Origin of the sequence: Paracoccus methylarcula (assembly GCF_003007735.2) — a bacterium.
Taxonomy (GTDB): domain Bacteria; phylum Pseudomonadota; class Alphaproteobacteria; order Rhodobacterales; family Rhodobacteraceae; genus Paracoccus; species Paracoccus methylarcula.
Map to the genome: position 1 here is coordinate 219,591 of NZ_PXNQ02000001.1, position 18,754 is coordinate 238,344.

An 18,754-nucleotide genomic window follows, 5' to 3' on the forward strand; every position below is an offset into this window, starting at 1 on the left:
CGGAATTCTCCCTCTTGGGCGGCAGCTTGCCGCGCCTGATATTCTGGCGGCAACAGATAACGCTTTGCAAGCCGCACGGAAATCGGATAATCCGTATCAGTTCATGCATGGAATGAATGAAGTTGCGACAACGGCGCTTTCTTCCCAATCTCAGCCTGCTGATGGCGTTCGATGCGGTTATGCGCAACGGATCGGTCACCGGCGCGGCGCAGGATCTGAGCCTGACGCAAAGCACGGTCAGCCGCCTGGTCCAGTCGCTGGAGGCGCAGCTGGGGCAGCCGCTGTTCATCCGCCATCGCAAGCGGCTGGTTCCGACCGAGGCCGCGCATCGCTATTTCCGCGAGATCTCGCAGGCATTGGACCAGATCCAGCGCTCTAGCATGTCGCTAATCGCCAATCCCGATGGCGGCAGCCTTGATCTGGCGGTTTTGCCGACCTTCGCCACCCGTTGGCTCGCGCCCCGGCTGCCTGCTTTCCTTTCTGCCAACCCGGGAGTGTCGATCAACCTGGCGACGCGCTTCAAGGCCTTCAGCTTCGATGCCGAGCGGTTCGACGCGGTGATCTATTTCGGTCATGACGACTGGCCGGGCGCGGTGCATGTCAAGCTGTTCGATGAGCGCGTCACGGCCTGCGCCTCGCCCGAATTCCTGCGCCAGCACCCGGTGGAGCGGGCCGAGGATCTGCATGACCTGGTGCTGCTGCAACTCGAGACCCGGTTGAGCGCATGGACGGATTGGTTCGCGGGGCAGGGGGCCGCGGCGCCGCCGGTCCGCAACGGGATGCTGATGGACCAGTTCTCGATGATGATACAGGCGGCGATTTCGGGGCTGGGGGTGGCGCTGCTGCCGGATTACCTCGCCCGAATCGAGATCGCCGAGGGTCGCTTGCGGCCGATCCTGCGGACGGCGGTGCCGGGGACGGGGGCCTATTGGCTGGCCTGGCCGGCGGCCCGGCAGGGGTTGAAGCCGCTGGAGGCGTTCCGGGGCTGGATCACCGCCCGGATCGCGGATGAATTCAGCGACGCCATTCCCGGCGCAGAAGGATGAAACTGGCTATGGCCAGTCCCGCCGCGAGCGCGAACCAGGTCAGCGCATAGCCCAGATGAGGATTGCGGAACCTGACCACCGTCAATCCGCCGATCGGAAGCTCGCTTTCGTCATTGCGGGCCGCGTCGATGAAATAGGGGGCGACCTCGCCAATATCGCGCGAAAGGGCCAGCGCCCCGGTATCGCGCGAAAACCAGCGGTCGGCGGCGGGATCGTTGCCTCGCAGGAAGGCGCCGCCTGGCTGGCTCATGCGCAAGAGACCGGTGATCTGCTGTTGTCTGGCGGGCAGGGGGCGGTTCGGCTCGGCGCTTCGCTCCTGCGGGACGAAGCCGCGATTGATCCAGACGGTCCAGCCTTCGGGCGTGCTCAGCGGCGACATGACCCAGAAACCGGCCCCATACTCGGTGACCGCCTTCACCAGCGCCTCGCTCTCTGGCAGGTAGGCGCCGGTCACCGTGACGCGGCGATATTCGTCCTCGCGCGCATTCAGATCGGGCCAGCCGGGCGGGGCGGGGGCCTCGACGACCGGGGCGGCAACACGTTCCTCGACCCGGGCGATCAGGTCGGTTTTCCAGCCAAGGCGCTGGACCTGCCAGATGCCAAGCCCCATCAGCACCACGACCAGCACCAACACCAGAAACCCGGTCAGGGCTTTCCGGCGATGGGGCGTGGCGGATGTCACCGCAACTGCTCGGGCAGCAGGTCGTGGTTCATCTGCGGCATCATGTTCGTATTCAGGTGATACATGACCCATAGCGAGCCTGCGATCATGATGACCACGATGATGACGGTGAACAGGGTCGAAAGTAGCGTCCAGCCCTCTTCCGCGCGGCTGTTCATATGCAGGAAATACACCATGTGGACCAGAACCTGCACGATCGCGCAGCCGACCACCATGCCGACGGTCAGCAGATGGCTTTCAAATCCTCCGGCCATGACCAGCCCGAAGGGGATCGCGGTCAGGACCACCGACAGCAGGAAGCCGGTGATATAGCCGCGGTAGCTGCCGTGGTCATGGTTGTTGTCATAATGCGTATGTGCCGACATCAGATCATCCCCAGCAGATAGACAAGCGTGAATACCCCGATCCAGATCACGTCGAGGAAATGCCAGAACAGGCTGAGACACATCAGCCGCCGCCGGTTCGCGGCGATCAGCCCGTGTTTCGAGACCTGCACCATCAGCGTCACCAGCCAGACCGAACCGAAGGTGACATGCAGCCCATGCGTGCCGACCAGCGTGAAGAAGGCCGAGAGAAAGGCCGAACGCTGCGGTCCCGCACCCTCGTGGATCATGTGGCGGAACTCGTAAAGCTCGATGCCCAGGAAACACAGCCCGAAGACCAGCGTGATCCCCAGCCAGCGAAGCGTCCCGGCCCGGTTGTCCTGCATCATGGCCAGCATTGCGAAACCATAGGTGATCGAGGACAGCAGCAGCATTGCCGTGTTCACCGCGACCAGTTTCAGGTCGAACAGGTCCTTGGGGCCGGGGCCCGCGGCGTAATTGCCGTGCAGCACGCCGAATGTCGCGAAAAGGACCGCGAACATCAGGCAATCGCTCATCAGGTAGACCCAGAAGCCGATATTGGTCGAGGCGCCTTCCTCGTGGTGATGCGGCTCGGTCTGCCAGAAATCTCGCGTGGTCATGCTCATCGGTTCAGGCTCCCTGTGCCAGAAGGCGCGATCGGGTTTCCTCGGTGCGGCGCACCTCGTCGGCGGGGATGTGGTAATCGCGGTGATAGTTGAAGCTATGCGCAATGGCCGTAGCTATCAGCGCGACAAAGGACAGCGCCGCCAGCCACCAGATATACCAGATAAGCGCCATGCCGCAGATGGTGGAGAGCGCCGCGAGGATCACCCCCGCCCCGGTGTTGCGCGGCATGTGGATGGGCAGGTGAGCGGCCTCGGGCCGCGCGGCGCCATGCGCCTTGATCTCGGCCCATGCGTCCAGCCCCCGCACCACCGGCGTGAAGGCGAAATTATAGGCTGCGGGCGGCGAGGAGGTCGCCCATTCCAATGTCCGCCCGTCCCATGGATCGCCGGTCAGGTCGCGGTTGCGGTCCCGTCGCCAGATCGAGACTCCGAACTGGACGAACATGGCTGCGATGCCGCAGGCGATCAGGACCGCGCCGAAGCCCGCTATGACGAACCAGATCTGCAGCCCGGGGTCGTCGAAGACGCGCATGCGCCGGGTCACGCCCATCAGGCCGAGGATGTAAAGCGGCATGAAGGCGGCCCAGAAGCCGATGACCCAGAACCAGAAGGACACCTTCCCCCAGAAAACGTCCAGCTTGTAGCCGAAGGCCTTGGGCCACCAGAAATTGATCGCCGCGAAGATGCCGAACAGCACGCCGCCGATGATCACGTTATGGAAATGCGCCACCAGGAACAGCGAGTTGTGCAGCACGAAATCCGCCGGCGGAACGGCCAGCAGCACCCCGGTCATGCCGCCGACAACGAAGGTCAGCATGAAGGCGATGGTCCACATCAGCGGCAGTTCGAAGCGCAACCGTCCCTGGTACATGGTGAACAGCCAGTTGAAGATCTTGGCGCCGGTCGGGATCGAGATAATCATCGTTGTGATCCCGAAGAAGGAGTTCACCGAAGCGCCCGACCCCATGGTAAAGAAATGGTGCAGCCAGACGACATAGCTGAGGATGGTGATGCAGACCGTCGCATAGACCATCGAGGTATAGCCGAACAGTTTCTTGCCCGAGAAGGTCGAGGTGACCTCGGAAAAGACCCCGAAGAGCGGCAGGATCAGGATATAGACCTCGGGATGGCCCCAAATCCAGATGAGGTTGATATACATCATCGAATTGCCGCCAAGGTCATTGGTGAAGAAATTCGTCCCGACATAACGGTCCAGCGTCAGCAGCACGAGGGTCGCGGTCAGCACCGGGAAAGAGGCGACGATCAGGATATTCGTGCAAAAGGATGTCCAGGTGAACACCGGCATCCGCATCATGGTCATGCCCGGCGCGCGCATCTTGAGGATCGTCACCAAGAGGTTGATCCCCGACAATGTCGTGCCGACGCCCGCGACCTGCAGGCCCCAGATATAGTAATCGACGCCGACCCAAGGGCTGTAGGACAAGCCCGAAAGCGGCGGAAAGGCCAGCCAGCCGGTCTGCGCGAACTCGCCCACGAAAAGCGAGGCCATCACGATCACCGCGCCGCCCACGGTCATCCAGAACGAGAAATTGTTGAGGAAGGGAAAGGACACGTCGCGCGCGCCGATCTGCAGGGGCACGATATAATTCATCAGCCCGGTGACGAATGGCATCGCCACGAAGAAGATCATGATCACGCCATGGGCGGTGAAAATCTGGTCGTAGTGATGCGCGTTCAGGTAACCTTCGGAGCCGTTGAAGGCCATCGCCTGCTGCAGCCGCATCATGATGGCATCGGCAAAGCCTCGGACGAACATGATCAGGCCAAGGATCATGTACATGATCCCGATCTTCTTGTGATCGACCGAGGTGAACCATTCGCGCCACAAATATCCCCAGAGCCGGTATCGGGTCAAAGCCGCGAGCATTGCGATGCCCCCGACCGCGACGACCACGAAGGTGGCGATCACGATGGGCTCCTTTGGAATGGCGTCCCAGTTCAGGCGGCCAAGCAGGAAGGTGGTCTCGACATTGGCAGGGATGGCCATCGCGAATATCCGTTCAAAGTTTCTGTTCTGGGGTGCCGGCGCTCGTCCGGGCATCGCGGATCACCGGCGCGTTCAGTCGCTCGAAGATCCCGGTGGGCACGGGCAGGGCATGACCGCGCATCGGGGTCCGGTCGACGCGCCTGGCCGGCCCTTCGTCGATACCGGCCAGCATTATCGCGGTGTCCTGCGGCGTGCAGATGGACGAGACCATGAAAGGCGTCTTGCCCAGCACCGGCTCGCCGGAGCCGCGGCGGATATGCTTGTCATGGGTCAGGGCCTGGATATTGACCGTGCCTTCCAGCCCCAGCCCGCCCCGGTCATCTATGTCCATCATTTCGGCCATGCACATCTTGCCCGGCTCCACGCACAGGTTCACCACGCGGTTGAACAATTCCGGATCGACCTCGGCATAGAGACGGGGCGGGACGTTCTGGCTGGGCGCCTCGAGATCCAGGTATTCTTCCCGACTCAGCTCACCGCCCGCTTCGCGGGCCTTGGCCAGCCATTCCTCGAAACCCGCCTGGTCGGTGGCATGGGCCTTGAAGCGCATGCCCGAAAAGCCCCAGCCCGAATAATGCGAGGCAAGCCCCTGGTAGCTGCCGGGATTGTTGAACACGCCGTGCAGCTTGGTTTCCATCCCCGGCATGGCATAGATCATCCCCGCCATCGCCGGGATATAGAAGGCGTTCATCACCGAGGAGGAGGTCAGGCTGAATTCGACCTCGCGGTTGACCGGGACGGCCAGTTCGTTGACCGAGGCGACACCCTGTTCCGGGTAGATGAACAGCCATTTCCAATCCAGGGCGACGACCTGGACCTTCAACGGTTCATGATCCCCGGCGATCTCTTCGGTGGCGCTCAGCCGGTCCAGCGGGCGATAGGGATCGAGCAGATGCGTGCCGACCCAGGTCAGGGCGCCCAGGCAGATGATGATCAGCAGCGGAGCGGCCCAGATCACCAGTTCGAACTTGGTCGAATGGTCCCAATCAGGGCTGTAGACCGCCTTTTTCGATGCCCGGTATTTCCACGCGAAGAAGACGGTCAGTGCCATGACGGGAATGATGATGATGAGCATCAGGCCGGTTGCCGCCAGCAAGAGATCCTTCTGCCGCTCGGCAATGTCGCCGGCGGGGGAAAGAACGACGGCTTTGCAGGCCGAGAGCGATGAGGAGGCAAGAACCAGTGCGGCGAGTCGAGCAGTGCCTGATAATCTGGACATGAAAATCTGTGTCCTCTCATGACGAGGGAAGCGGAACGTGATCGATGCGGTTTCTAGTTTGTACGACATCCGTCCGATATTGGACAATTTGACACATACAATTCGATGCACATTCTTGGCTAGGAACGGTCTGAACTGCGATAAGGTCGGGATCAGCACAACGGGATCACCGCCGAGCGATGAAGGAGTTCATCTGATATGAGCAATAGATCAATCTCCGAACCTGCTCACAATAGTTCGGGTGATGCGGGCGACTCGGGACATGCCGTGTCACCGTCGGATATCGCCGTCGGCGTCATCATCGGGCGGACCTCCGAGTTCTTCGATTTCTTCGTTTTCGCGATCGCCTCGGTGATCGTCTTCCCGCTGCGATACTTCCCGTTCGAAGAGCCGCTGAGGGCGACGCTTTGGTCTTTCGCGATCTTTGCGCTCGCGTTTCTCGCCCGCCCCTTGGGAACGGCGATCTTCACCGCAATCGACCGCGTCTACGGGAAGGGGGTCAAACTGACCATCGCCCTGCTTTTGCTGGGAACTTCGACCGTCGCGATGGGGTTGGTGCCATCCTATGAAAATATCGGCGCAGCCGCGATCGTCTTCCTGTGCATTTTGCGAATCGGGCAGGGCGTGGCGCTCGGCGGCGCATGGGACGGGCTGCCCGCCCTGCTGGCGGTAACCGCGCCGAAGGATCAAAGGGGGTTTTACGCGATGGTGCCGCAGCTCGGCGCCCCGCTTGGCCTGATCGTGGCGAGCCTCCTGTTCGCCTATCTCGTCGCCCAGCTTCCGCAAGAGGATTTCCTCGATTGGGGATGGCGCTACCCGTTCTTCGTCGCCTTCGCGATCAACGTGGTGGCCCTGTTCGCCCGGCTGCGAATCGTGGTGACGCCGGAATATGAACGGATGTTCCATGCCCGGGAATTGGAGCCCTCGACCCTGCGCGAGGCGGTCGCCAATGACGGAATGACGATCCTGGTCGGCGCTTTCGTGCCGCTGGCAACCTTCGCCCTGTTCCACATGGTCACGGTGTTCCCGCTGTCCTGGGTGTTTCTTTACACCGATGAAAGCCTGACCCGCTTCCTGCTGATCGAATCCCTGGCCGCAGTGTTCGGCATCGCGGCCATCTTCTTCTCGGGTTTGCTCGCCGACCGGATGGGGCACCGGAAGTTCCTGTTTCAGGGGGCGGTCTATATCGCAGGCTACGCCATCCTCGCGCCGCTGCTCCTGGCACAGGGGGATCTGGGTGAGGCGATCTACATGATCATGGGTTTCGTCATTCTGGGCCTGAATTTCGGCCAGTCCTCCGGCGCGGTCGCCTCGCTGTTCGAGAGGCGCCGCCGCTATACCGGCTCGGCCATCGTGTCGGACCTGGCATGGCTGTTCGGGGCGGGATTTGCACCCCTGGCTGCGCTGGCCCTGTCGGCATGGGGCGGCTTGCCTGCCTCGGGACTTTACCTGCTGTCGGGCGCGATATGCACGTTCCTGGCCCTGTGGCTGGCGCGCAGGCTGGAATTCGGCAAATCCTGATCCATCCCGTCCCGTGACCGGCACATGGGCGGCGCGGCTTTGCGCCGCCCGGATTTCTGCGGCAGATGGCATCTTCATTTTCCATGCCGTCCGGGACAGAGTGGGGCCAGGACATGGATAGGGAGGATTCGATGAATCCGAATACGCTCGAAAACTACTGGATGCCGTTTACCGCGAATCGCGATTTCAAGGCCGATCCGCGCATGGTCGTGTCGGCCGAGGGGATGTATTATACCTCGGAGGACGGGCGGCAGATCATGGATGGCTCCGCGGGCCTGTGGTGCGCCAATGCCGGGCACAGCCACCCGCTGATCGTCGAGGCGATTTCCAGCACTGCCAAGACGCTGGATTTCGCGCCGATGTTCAATTTCGGCCATCCCGAGGCGTTCCGGCTGGCGGCCCAGCTTGCGACGCTGTTTCCCGATCCGTTGAACCGCATCTTCTTTGCCAATTCCGGCTCGGAGGCGGTGGATACGGCGCTGAAGATTTCGCTGGCCTATCACAAGGCGCGGGGCAAGGCCGGAAAGACCCGTTTCATCGGGCGCGAGCGGGGTTATCACGGGGTGGGATTCGGCGGCATCTCGGTCGGCGGCATCGTGGCGAATCGCAAGCAGTTCAACACCCATCTGCCCGGCGTCGATCACATGCGCCACACCCATGACCCGGATCGGAACCGTTTCACCCGCGGTGCGGTGTCGCATGGCGCCGAGCTGGCCGATGACCTGGAGCGTCTGGTGGCGTTGCATGGCGCGGAAACCATCGCCGCCGTGATCGTCGAGCCGGTGGCGGGCTCGACCGGCGTTCTGCCGCCTCCGCAGGGTTACCTTGAGCGCCTGCGCGAGATCGCGACGAAACATGACATCCTGCTGATCTTCGACGAGGTGATCACTGGCTTCGGTCGCTTGGGCCGTGCGACCGCCTCGGAATATTTCGGCGTGACACCCGACCTGATCACCTTCGCCAAGGGGGTGACCAGCGGCACGATCCCGATGGGGGGCGTGGCGGCGGCGCAATTCATCTATGATGCGGTGGTCGAGAATTCCGAGACTCCGATCGAACTGTTCCACGGCTATACCTATTCGGCCCACCCGGTCGCCACGGCGGCGGCATTGGCGACCCTGCGTGCCTATACCGAAGAGGGGATGTTCGAGAACGCCGCCAATCTGGAGCAGGCCTGGGGCGATGCGTTCCATGCGCTGAAGGATGCCGCATATGTTACCGATATCCGCACCATCGGGCTGGTTGCGGGGGTGGAGCTTGCCAGCCGTGACGGCGCCCCCGGTGCACGGGCCTATGAGGTGATGAAACGGGCCTGGGCCAAGGGGCTCATGGTCCGCGTGACCGGAGACATCATCGCCCTGTCGCCGCCGCTGATCCTGTCGGAAGCCGATATCGGCTTCATGACCGATACGCTGCGCGGGGTCCTGGCCGAAACGGCCTGATCCTCGCGTCGTCGAATAGGCAGGCCGCGGCGATGCTCCGCGGCCTGCCGTCTCCTGCAGGGTGAAATGGTTGCGCAGGCCGCCGGCCTGGCCCGGGCCGGATGCGTTTTCCACTCCAAGTCAATTGCTTCTCGCGCTATAGACGGCTGAAACCAGCAGAAAAATTCCGATGGCCACAGAAAGACGCAAGAAATCCGATCATGTCGCGCAGACCCTTGCGATGGAGATCGTCAGGGGCAGGTTCGCGCCCGGCGAAAAGCTGCGCCAGGATCGGATCTCACAGGAATTCGGGACCAGCCATGTACCGGTGCGGGAGGCGCTCTTGCAGCTTGTCGCGCAGGGACTTGCCATCAGCCTGCCGCGCCGTGGTATCTGCGTGGCGCCGATGGATCAGACCGCCATTCACGAACTCAAGGTGATGCGGCAGGCGCTGGAGCCGACCGCCTTGCTGCATTCGGTGCCGAACCTGACCGGCGAGCAGATCGAGGCGGCCGATGAGGCGCGGCTGAGATGCGATGCGGCGCAGGCCGTCTTCGAATGGGAGGAGGCCAACAGGTCCTTCCATAACCTGGTGATCGCAGGCTGCGGGATGCCGCGGCTGATCGAGGAGATCGGCAAGCTGCAACTCCTCTATGCGCGGCATTTCCTGGCCCATCACACGGCCCGCTGGCGGCAGCGCGATGACACGGATCACCAGGCGATCATGTCCGCGATCCGCGCCCGTGACGCCCGCCGGGCATCCGTGGTCCTGCAACGTCACCTGTCGCGGTTGACCTGATCGCGCCGGTTCCTGCGCGCGATGATCCATATCGGATGATAGGTCAGCGGCACGCCGCCGGGACCGCCGAATTGCCGGATATAATCCCGCGAGAACCTGTTCAGATCTCCCCTGGTCCAGTTGCGTGAGGAACCCGCATTCACCCCCGTCGCGCGAAGATGACGCAGCACATCCATGGGCGTATCGAAGGTCAGGCGATGAAGCCTCTCCCCGGTTTCGACAATGGTGACGCCGGTATCGCAAAGCGCATCGGCCAGCGTTTCCGGACGACAGAGGCCCGGTGCCTGCGGCTCAAAACCCAGCCCGGAGAGTTCGCGATATTGCGACGGCCCGAAGCCGGAAATCGCCAGCCACCCGCCGGGCCTCAGCCTTTCCGCAGCACGTCTTGCCAGCGACGCCGGATCGTCCAGCCATTGGATGGTCGAGGCCGAAAGGATCAGGTCCGGCGCCTCCGGCCAGGCGATATCGCGCAGATCGCCGCAGATGAATTCCGCATTGAATGTTGCGGCGGTTTCTGCGGCCGGCATGGCCAGATCGTTGAGCGAGAGCCTCGTGACCTGAAAGCTGCGGCGCAAGGCCTGTGTCAGGTGCCCGGTGCCGCATCCGAACTCGAAGACATTCTCGAACTTGTCGGGTGCACCCTTGGCTGCCAGGCGCGCGATCAGAAACCGGGCGATCGCGGCCTGCTGGGTGGCGCATCGGTGATAGCTGTCGAAGCTGCGCTCGAAACTGCGCCGGATCCGCGGCGCCGCGATGGCGCTCATGTCAGCCAATCCTCCCATCTCTGCCCCGCCGCGAAAGGCTGATGCGCAGCGGACAGGAAGCGAACCGCATCAGCCTGTGCGGACCAGGCGGCGATCTGCGCCCGGGGCGGGATGATCCGGTCCCGTTCCGCGATCCAGATCCTGTCAAATGACCGTTCAGGCGCGGATCCCCGCTGGATGATGGCGCGCAGTTCCTGCTGCCTTGCATCGGGATCGATTGCGGGAAGTGAAGCGGAATGCCCGCAGCGCCGGGCGAAGCCGGCAAAACTGGCGGGGGACAAGCTGCGCGCCGTTGCCTCTATGATCTCGGGTGCAATGCCCATGTCCCTGCTCGCGGGATGGGCGGTCCCGTTCACGGCGACAAGCCGGGCCGGATGCCAGCCGGTCCCGTGAAGCCAATGCAGCATCGAGGCCACCCCGAAGGAATATCCCAGCAGGCTGCTTTGCTCGTAAGAAGCTGCAATCATCGGATCGAGATCGAGTTGCCGGTAATCCTCGACGACCAGCAGATCCGCCCTGCTTTGCATGCCCGCGAAGATCCCTGGCCCGAGGCCCCAGCCCCCGAAAACGATCAGCAGATGACGCGCCCCGTTCCGTTGCAGCCAGTGTCGTTTCATGACGCGCCAGCGGCCAGCGAAACCATTTCGGCGGTCACGCGCGAGAGTTGTTCGGGGGTGATGATGAAAGGCGGCATGCAATAGATGTTCCGGCCAAAGGGACGCAGCCAGATTCCGGTTCGGGATGCCCGGGCATGGGCGATGCGCGGGTCCACCCTGTCCTTCATCTCGATCACGCCGATCGCGCCGAGAGTGCGGATATCCGCCACGCCGGGCAAGTTGCGCGCCGCTTCCAGTTCCTCGCGCATCTGGGTTTCGATCTGCGCCACCCGGTCCCGCCACGCGCCGTCTTCCAAAAGGGAGAGGCTGGCGGCTCCGGCAGCGCAGGCCAGCGGATTGGCCATATAGGTCGGCCCGTGCATGAACACGCCCGCCGCATCATTTCCGATTTCCGCGGCAATATGCGCCGTCGCTACCGTGGCGGCGAGTGAGATATGTCCACCGGTCAACGCCTTCCCCAGGCACAGGATGTCTGGCGTGATGCCTGCATGATCCATCGCGAACATTCGCCCGCTACGCCCGAAACCCGTGGCGATCTCGTCGAAGATCAGCAGGACGTCATGAGCCGCGCAAAGCGCCTTGGCACCGCGAAGCCATTCGGGATGGTAGAAATACATCCCGCCCGCGCCCTGCACCACGGGCTCAAGGATCAGCGCGGCAATTCCGTTACCTTTCGCGGCCAGCAATGCCTCCAGCCCGGCAAGGCCGTTGCGGTCGGGGGCATCCGGCCATGCCTCTCCGAACCTGACCGGCGGGCGTGGCAGGAAATTCTGGATCGAAAGCGCGCCGCGAAACAGCCCGTGCATGCCGTTGACCGGATCGCAGACGCTCATCGCTTTCCACGAGTCGCCATGATAGCCGCCGCGAATGGTGGCGAAGCCGGTTTTGTTCCCGCGCCCCATTGCCATCTGGTACTGAACCGCCATTTTCAACGCGACTTCGACCGAAACCGAGCCGCTGTCGCAAAAGAAGATGCGGTCGAGCCCTTGGGGAAGAAGGCGCGTCAGACTGCGTCCCATGTCGATGGCCGGCTGATGCGTCAGTCCGCCGAACATCACATGCGGCATCCGTCGAAGCTGCGCCTCCATCGCGGCGACAATCACCGGATGTCGGTGGCCATGGCTGGCGCACCACCAGGACGACATGGCGTCGATCATCCGCGTCCCGTCCGGGCGGATCAGCCAGACACCCTCGGCCTCGGCAATCATATGCGTCGGACCGGGATCGGAGAGGCTGCTATAGGGGTGCCACAGATGGCAAGCGTCGAATTCCGTCGGAGTCATGGCGCTTTCCGGATGGTGTCGAGATCGATGGCCTTGAAGGCTTCCAGCAGGGCCGGGCGGCTCAGTTCCGGCAAGGGATCGAGGCGCCCGAGATGGCGCGTATCGCAAATGTCGACGATGCTCTGTTCCACTTCGGGCTCCGGGGGGCCGTTGAAAACTACGCCAAGCACCGGGCAACCCGCCCGGCGCAGGGCCGCAAGCGACAGGGCGGTATGGTTGATCGTCCCGAGAGCGGTGAGCGCGACAAGGATGACCGGGGCCTGCCAGCGGGTAAAGAGATCAAGATAGAAACTCTGGCGATTGAGCGGCACCATCACCCCGCCGGCGCCCTCGACGATCAGCAGGCCATCAGTCTGTGGCAGCGAAAGCGCGTCGAGATCAATGGTCAATCCCAAGTCTTCCGCCGCGAGATGTGGCGAGGCCGGGAGGCGAAGCCGGTAGCGCTCGGGGAGAACCCGGCAATTGGTAAGGGCGCTGACGGTTTCGGTATCGGTTGCCTCTTCCAGCCCGGCCTGAACGGGTTTCCAGTAGCTGGCCCTCAGAGCCGCCGCCAATCCGGCGGCGAAAACGGTTTTCCCGACGCCGGTGCCCGTGCCGGTGATCACGAGGGTACTCATGACCCTCCCCTTCTGCATGCCGCGATGGCCTGGAACAGCGCGGAGATCTCCGGCTCGGTCACCTGCCCGGTGATCGATATGCGCAACCGCGATGTACCGCGCGGAACGGTTGGCGGGCGGATGCCGCGAATGTCGAAACCTTGCGTTTGCAGGCTTGCCGCCAAGCCCATCGCGGTGCTGTCCGATCCCAGAATGACCGGGATGATCTGGCTGTGCAGCCCCTCAAGCCCGCATGAGTGGAAAGCCATGTCATGAGCGTGACGGATGCGTTTGCGGGCGGCGGCTTGCAGGCCCGGCCCGGCCTGTAATGCCCTCAGCGAAGCGCGGACAAGCGCGGCATCCAGCGGTGACGGGGCGGTGGCGAAGATGAAGGGCCGGGCGCGGTTGATCAGCATATCCACCATGACCCGCGCGCCGCAGATCAACCCGCCCGCGACACCAAGCCCCTTGCCGCAGGTATGCAGGCTCAGCACTTCCGCCCGCAATCCATGTGCAAGCCCTCGCCCTTCCGTGCCGAAGACGCCGGTGGCATGCGCTTCATCCACCACCAGGATCGCGCCGGTCTCGCAGGCAAGCGCATCCAGATCGGCGAGCGGCGCGAGATCTCCTTCCATGGAATACACGCTCTCAACGGCAAGCCAGACCTGCCCTTGCCCACCAGCGGCACGCCATGCGCGCAATTCGTCCCGCGCCGCATCCGCGTCATTATGGGCAAAGCTGCGCGTATCCGCCCGGCCAAGGCGCATGCCTTCATGGGCGCTCGCATGGATCAGCGCATCATGCAGCACCAGATCCCCCTGTGCGGGAAGCGTCGAAAACAGCGCCTGGTTGGCCTGGAATCCCCCGCCAAGGTAAAGCGCGGCCTCACTGCCGAAGAACGCCGCCGCCTCGGCTTCGAGCGCCTCGTGCTCGGGGTGATTGCCGCGCAGCAGGCGCGAGCCGCCCGATCCCACCGGCACGCCGCGATCGATCGCCTCCCGTGCCGCCCTGCGCAGAAGCGCGGAATCCGCCAGCCCGAGATAGTCGTTCGAAGCGAAATCCAGACCCCGCCGCGGCAAAAGCCTGCGCAGCCGGTGCCGAGCGGCCAGCCCCTCCAGCACCCCGTCAAAACGCGTCAGCGCCGTCATTCAGCGGCTTTCCCCGCCGTGTCGCATTCGGCGGTCATCGGCTGGATGCCAAGCCTTTCGAACAGCGCCATATCCTTGTCTTCCCCGGGATTCCCGGCTGTCAGCAGCCTGTCGCCGACGAAGATCGAATTCGCCCCGGCAAAGAAGCACATGGCCTGCATCTCGTCGCTCATCCCGCTGCGCCCGGCCGAGAGGCGCACATGCGAGCGCGGCATCATGATGCGGGCCACGGCGATGACGCGGATGAATGCAATCGGGTCCAGCGGTTCGATATCCGCAAGCGGTGTGCCGGCCTGCGGCATCAGCATGTTGATCGGCACGGATTCCGGCGGCTCCGGCAGGTTGGCCAAAGTGACCAGCATGTCGATACGGTCCTGCGCCTCTTCGCCCATGCCGAGAATGCCACCCGAACACAGCTTGATATCCGCCTCGCGCACCCGGTTCAGCGTATCGATCCTCTCCGCAAAGCTCCGGGTGGTGATGACCTCGGGATAGTAACGCTCGGATGTGTCGATATTGTGGTTGTAGTAATCAAGCCCCGCATCGCGCAGCCGGATGACCTGATCGTCGTCAAGCATCCCCAGGGTCATGCAGCTTTCCATGCCCAGTGCCTTGACGCCTTCGATCATCGCAACCAGGGCGTCCATGTCGCGCGGCTTCGGCTCTCTCCAGGCCGCGCCCATGCAGAACCGGGTCGCTCCGGCAGCACGGGCCTTTCTCGCCTCGCTCAGCACGCGCTCCACCTCGATCAGTTTCGAAGCCGGGAGGCCGGAGCCGTTGCGTGCCGATTGCGAGCAATAGGCGCAATCCTCGGCGCAGCCGCCGGTCTTGATCGAGAGCAGCTTGGACATCTGGACCCGGTTCGGGTCGAAATGCCTGCGATGCGTGCCTTGCGCCTGAAACAGCAGGTCCATCAGGGGCTGGTCATGCAGCTTTTGCGCGTCTTGTCTGGTCCAGCAGGTCATTTTATAGATAATTTATCCGGATTCTTATGATTGACATAGTTTTTATCTATTAATTGAGTGCTGTCAAACCCTGAATATGTCGCCACTTGCCACAGACATCTGCTGGAATGGGTGGGGGCGTGTCGGACAGGGCAGAACAAGCCATCTCACTTGGCCTGAGGCGGATCACCCTCGCTGCCGAGAATGATGGTCTGCCCATTGGCTGCCCGTGCATCATCGGGATCATGCGTGACCATCAAAGCCGGGATTTGCCGGGCCCGCACATGGGCGAATGCAAAACTGCGGATCTCGGCGCGCAGTTCTGCATCCAGCTTGGAGAACGGCTCGTCCAGCAGCAATGCCTCCGGATCGGCCAGCAATGTCCGCATCAATGCCGCGCGTGCCTTCTGGCCTCCTGACAGCGTCGCTGGGTCACGTTCATACAGCCCCGATAGCCCGGCCTGCTCCAACGCCTGCTCCACGGCGGCGCGGCGTGCAACGCGGCCTCTGACATTGCGGGCCAGCCCAAAGGACAGGTTGTCGCCCACCGACAGATGCGGAAACAGCACCGCGTCCTGGAACATCAGCCCGATGCGCCGCGCCTCGGCAGGCAATACCAGCATGTCGCGCCCGTTCAGCCTCACCTGTCCCGAGACCGTGAAACCGTGTTCGAGATGCCCGCCGATGGCGCTAAGCAGGGTGGATTTCCCAATCCCTGACGGCCCCATCAGGGTCGCGACCTCTCCGGCTCGGACGCGCAGGTTCAGCGGTGGAAACAGCGGTTGTGTTCCGCCGGGACCGACGCTCAGATCGACAAGCTCAAGGGTCATATCCGACTGCCTCCTTGCAGGGCGCGACGGTTGCGATGCGCGATGGCGGGCAACAGGAAGGCCAGCAGATAGCCGAGCATCGGCAGCATGGCCTGCAGCGTGGCATAGACCCCGGTGACTCGACGGTCGGAGGAGGATGACAAGGTCACCGCCTCGGTGGTCAATGTCGAGATCCGGCCCGCCCCCATGAACAGCGCTGGCAGATATTGCGCCACCGACACCGCCATGCCGATGGCTGCGGCGGTCAGGATCGGGGCCAGCAGGACCGGCAGCTTGACGGCGATCAGCCTGCGCCACGGCCCGGCACCAAGCGAGGCTGCGGCCTGCGTAAGCCGTGGGTCCAGCGCGCGCCACGGATCCGACAGGGCGATCATGACATAGGGAAAGACGAACAGTGCCTGCGCCCAGATGACCGCCCCCATCCCGCCGCTGATCCCGGCTCGCAAAAACAGCAGGTTCAGCCCGTAGAGAAAGGCGATCTGCGGCACAAGAAGCGGCAGGTAGATCAACGCCTCGGCCCAACGGGCGCGCGCCATTCGGGCGCGGTCCTCGCCCTCCAGCCAGGCGATCGCCAGTGCCAGCGACAGCATTGTCGTCGTCACCGCCAGCGTGAAGGTCGTGACGAAGGCCTGCCCCCAGCCTGCGCCCGGTCTGCTCCAGAACCGCCATGACCAGCTTTCCGGCAGGATCCCGGGCCAGTGCCAGCGCCATGCGAATGACCAGATCACCAGCGACAGCATCGCCAGCGCGCCCAGGACCAACAGTGTCGAGGCGATCATCGTGGCAAGCCACAATCCCGGCTCGGCCGATGAACCGCGCCCCCCTCACGCAGCCACCAAAACCCGATCCGGCGCATCAGCCTTTCTGCACCCCAAAGCACCGCAAAACCCAGCATCACCATTCCCGCTTGGACGAGCCCGCCTGCACTGGCAGGCAGGATCATGGCGATATCCGGGTCCGAGAACAGCCGCGTCAGCAGCACGGCAAGAGTGGGTGGGTTCGATGGCCCGAGGATGATCGCCATATCCACCACCGACAGGGAATAGGCGATCACCACGAGGACCGGCAGGCGGATCAGCGGCCAGACCTGCGGCATGATCAGTTTGATCCAGACGATCCCGCGCCCATAGCCCAAGGCGCGGCCGGCCGCCATATGGACGCGCACCGGGATCTGGGTCAGCGCCGACAGGATCACCAGCAGCAGGAAGGGCATTTCCTTGACGGTCAGCCCGATGATCAGCGCTATTCCCCACGGGTCGTTCACGATGGCCAGACCGGGCGGTTGGTCCAACCCGAGGACCGGGGCGAGCAGGCGCGCCACCCAACCCGATGGCGCCAGGACGAAGGCAAGCCCGATGGCCATGGCTGCATGTGGCGCGGCGAGAAAGGGTGCAAGCATCCGGCCGCCGCTGCGCCGATCCATCCGGTCGTGAACGGTCGCGCAGAATCCGATGGCCAGGACCAGCGACAGCAGGCTCGCCCCCAGCCCGGTGACAAGGCTCAACCGCAGGCTGGTCGCAACCCCCGGCAGGTCGAGGAAATGCCGCCACGGCGCCAATCCGAATTCGGCCGCCCCGATGACCGGCATCACCCCGAAGGCGGCGCGTCCGGTTTCCCGGAACCCGGCGGCGATCGGTATCACCAGCCCGAGCATGACGATGGCAAGCACCACCATGCGCAGCGCACGCCCGTCTGTCGTCTCGCGGATCACCTGGTGTAACGCCTCGCCCATTCTTCGCTCAGGCGATCCATCCAGCTGGCATGGGGTTCGAGCAGGGTCGGCCCCAGATCCTCCAGTGCAGGAAGGGCCGGGTCAGAGGGCAATGCCTCGAAAGCGGCCTGCGCCTCGGCGTGGAGCCTGGACGGATCCAGCACCGAGAACGAGCCGAGAACCTCGATATTCTGCATATGTGCCTGGACATGCGGGGCCAGCAGGAAATTCGCCACGACCTCGGCGCCTTGGCGGTTGGCCGCATTATAGGGGATGGCCACGAAGCTGACATTGCCGATGCTGCCGCCTTCGGGGACGAAGACGCGGGTGCTGTCGGGCAGCAGGCCCTGCCGGATCGCCGCGGCGGCGCTGGCCGGATCGAAGGACATCGAGATGTCCAGCACCCCGTCATTCATCATCTGCTGCTGGATGAATTCGTTTTCGGGGAAAGCCTCTCCCTGCCGCCACAGATGCGGCCGCAACGCATCATACCATTCCCATAGCGGGGCCGTGGCGGCGTCGAAATCGGCATCACTGGCGGGCTCCTGCAGGACCGCCTTGTCCGGTGCGAGTTCGATCAGCGCCTGCTTGAGGAATGTCGCGCCTATGAAATTCGACGGGTCGGGATGGGTGAAGCGCCCCGGATTGGCCTTGGCCCAATCCCCGAGGGCGGCCATGGTGCGGGGAGGCTCCCCGATCCGGGCGGAATCGTAGTTGAACACGAATCTCGCCAGCCGCCACGGACTTTCCATCCCCTCGACCGGAACCGTGAAATCCACAGAACTGGCCGATCCGGGCGACAGATCCAGGTATCGCGCGTTGGGCAGGTCGGCGACGAAGGGACCGTGCAGCAGGCCCTGTTCCTTCATGGCCAGGAAATTCGGCCCGTTGATCCAGATCAGATCTACCGATCCGCCCCGGTCCTTTCCAGCGGCCTTTTCCGAGATCACCCGTGTCACCGCCTCGGCGGTATCGGTCAGCTTGACCTGCCGCACCGAGACGTCATGGCGCCTGGACAGCTCTTCATTCACCCAGGAGATGAAGGCATTGGTGCGCTCGTCCCCGCCCCATGCGTTCCAATAGACGGTCTGGCCACGTGCCGCATCAAGCGTGTCCTGCCAGTCATCGGCAAGCGCGGGCAGGGCGAAAATCGTGGTGAGAAGGATCGCCGGAATGGTCGGTCGCATGAATGCTC

General features: G+C 63.5%; 19 protein-coding genes. 4 read left to right on the forward strand and 15 right to left on the reverse strand.

The annotated features are described in order from the left end of the window. Positions 1-116 precede the first annotated feature (116 nt). Positions 117-1,046, forward strand: a complete 930-nt coding sequence (locus tag A7A09_RS00945; RefSeq protein ID WP_106689479.1) for a LysR family transcriptional regulator — start codon at positions 117-119, stop codon at positions 1,044-1,046. Here the strand turns inward: A7A09_RS00945 and A7A09_RS00950 are convergent. From A7A09_RS00950 to cyoA, 5 genes are read right to left on the reverse strand one after another with little or no spacing between them, the layout of a single operon-like run. Then, positions 1,015-1,728 (reverse strand): SURF1 family protein, encoded by a 714-nt coding sequence (locus A7A09_RS00950; protein WP_245999061.1) that lies wholly within the window; start codon positions 1,726-1,728, stop codon positions 1,015-1,017. The genes A7A09_RS00945 and A7A09_RS00950 overlap by 32 nt on opposite strands. Further along, positions 1,725-2,093 carry a cytochrome o ubiquinol oxidase subunit IV gene (cyoD, locus tag A7A09_RS00955; RefSeq protein WP_106689483.1) on the reverse strand — a complete coding sequence of 123 codons (369 nt, stop codon included), beginning with the start codon at positions 2,091-2,093 and terminating at the stop codon, positions 1,725-1,727. Before cyoD ends, A7A09_RS00950 begins: the two co-directional genes overlap by 4 nt. After that, positions 2,093-2,698 carry a cytochrome o ubiquinol oxidase subunit III gene (gene cyoC / locus A7A09_RS00960; RefSeq protein WP_106689484.1) on the reverse strand — a complete coding sequence of 202 codons (606 nt, stop codon included), beginning with the start codon at positions 2,696-2,698 and terminating at the stop codon, positions 2,093-2,095. The genes cyoD and cyoC overlap by 1 nt, the downstream gene beginning before the upstream one ends. A 4-nt stretch (positions 2,699-2,702) precedes the next feature. Beyond that, on the reverse strand, positions 2,703-4,706 hold the full coding sequence (gene cyoB / locus A7A09_RS00965; protein ID WP_106689486.1) for a cytochrome o ubiquinol oxidase subunit I: 2,004 nt from the start codon (positions 4,704-4,706) through the stop codon (positions 2,703-2,705). 13 nt (positions 4,707-4,719) lie between these two features. After that, the gene (cyoA, locus tag A7A09_RS00970) at positions 4,720-5,925 is read right to left on the reverse strand and encodes a ubiquinol oxidase subunit II (RefSeq protein ID WP_106689488.1); all 1,206 of its coding nucleotides are present in this window, start codon (positions 5,923-5,925) and stop codon (positions 4,720-4,722) included. A gap of 198 nt (positions 5,926-6,123) precedes the next feature. Here cyoA and A7A09_RS00975 point away from each other — a divergent pair, with 198 nt between their 5' ends. From A7A09_RS00975 to A7A09_RS00985, 3 genes are all read left to right on the forward strand, one after another. Beyond that, positions 6,124-7,446, forward strand: a complete 1,323-nt coding sequence (locus tag A7A09_RS00975) for an MFS transporter (protein ID WP_106689490.1) — start codon at positions 6,124-6,126, stop codon at positions 7,444-7,446. Between the two features lie 131 nt (positions 7,447-7,577). After that, a complete protein-coding gene (gene aptA, locus A7A09_RS00980; protein WP_245999062.1) occupies positions 7,578-8,888 on the forward strand; it encodes an omega-aminotransferase AptA in 1,311 nt (436 codons plus the stop codon). A 169-nt stretch (positions 8,889-9,057) separates the two neighbouring features. After that, positions 9,058-9,666, forward strand: coding sequence for a GntR family transcriptional regulator (locus A7A09_RS00985; protein ID WP_106689494.1), 609 nt, complete (start codon positions 9,058-9,060; stop codon positions 9,664-9,666). On the opposite strand, the gene A7A09_RS00990 is transcribed toward A7A09_RS00985, so the two are convergent. The 10 genes from A7A09_RS00990 to A7A09_RS01035 all read right to left on the reverse strand — a co-directional run bounded on the left by A7A09_RS00990 (position 9,645) and on the right by A7A09_RS01035 (position 18,746). After that, entirely contained in the window at positions 9,645-10,430 is a 786-nt protein-coding gene (locus tag A7A09_RS00990) for a methyltransferase domain-containing protein (protein WP_170166983.1), read from the reverse strand. The genes A7A09_RS00985 and A7A09_RS00990 overlap by 22 nt on opposite strands. Next, positions 10,427-11,047 (reverse strand): pimeloyl-ACP methyl esterase BioG family protein, encoded by a 621-nt coding sequence (locus A7A09_RS00995; protein ID WP_106689497.1) that lies wholly within the window; start codon positions 11,045-11,047, stop codon positions 10,427-10,429. Before A7A09_RS00995 ends, A7A09_RS00990 begins: the two co-directional genes overlap by 4 nt. Then, positions 11,044-12,330 (reverse strand): adenosylmethionine--8-amino-7-oxononanoate transaminase, encoded by a 1,287-nt coding sequence (bioA, locus tag A7A09_RS01000; protein WP_106689499.1) that lies wholly within the window; start codon positions 12,328-12,330, stop codon positions 11,044-11,046. The genes A7A09_RS00995 and bioA overlap by 4 nt, the downstream gene beginning before the upstream one ends. After that, positions 12,327-12,947 (reverse strand): dethiobiotin synthase, encoded by a 621-nt coding sequence (gene bioD, locus A7A09_RS01005; protein WP_106689501.1) that lies wholly within the window; start codon positions 12,945-12,947, stop codon positions 12,327-12,329. The genes bioA and bioD overlap by 4 nt, the downstream gene beginning before the upstream one ends. Further along, positions 12,944-14,074 (reverse strand): 8-amino-7-oxononanoate synthase, encoded by a 1,131-nt coding sequence (locus A7A09_RS01010; RefSeq protein WP_106689503.1) that lies wholly within the window; start codon positions 14,072-14,074, stop codon positions 12,944-12,946. Before A7A09_RS01010 ends, bioD begins: the two co-directional genes overlap by 4 nt. Further along, the gene (gene bioB, locus A7A09_RS01015; RefSeq protein WP_106689505.1) at positions 14,071-15,039 is read right to left on the reverse strand and encodes a biotin synthase BioB; all 969 of its coding nucleotides are present in this window, start codon (positions 15,037-15,039) and stop codon (positions 14,071-14,073) included. Before bioB ends, A7A09_RS01010 begins: the two co-directional genes overlap by 4 nt. Positions 15,040-15,185: 146 nt before the next feature. Further along, a complete protein-coding gene (locus tag A7A09_RS01020; RefSeq protein WP_106689506.1) occupies positions 15,186-15,848 on the reverse strand; it encodes an ATP-binding cassette domain-containing protein in 663 nt (220 codons plus the stop codon). Continuing rightward, entirely contained in the window at positions 15,845-16,642 is a 798-nt protein-coding gene (locus A7A09_RS01025) for an ABC transporter permease subunit (RefSeq protein WP_211341006.1), read from the reverse strand. Before A7A09_RS01025 ends, A7A09_RS01020 begins: the two co-directional genes overlap by 4 nt. Continuing rightward, the gene (locus tag A7A09_RS01030) at positions 16,624-17,580 is read right to left on the reverse strand and encodes an ABC transporter permease family protein (RefSeq protein ID WP_148043595.1); all 957 of its coding nucleotides are present in this window, start codon (positions 17,578-17,580) and stop codon (positions 16,624-16,626) included. The genes A7A09_RS01025 and A7A09_RS01030 overlap by 19 nt, the downstream gene beginning before the upstream one ends. Beyond that, positions 17,556-18,746: an ABC transporter substrate-binding protein gene (locus A7A09_RS01035; protein ID WP_106689512.1), complete on the reverse strand. Its 1,191-nt coding sequence runs from the start codon at positions 18,744-18,746 to the stop codon at positions 17,556-17,558. Before A7A09_RS01035 ends, A7A09_RS01030 begins: the two co-directional genes overlap by 25 nt. Positions 18,747-18,754 lie beyond the last annotated feature (8 nt).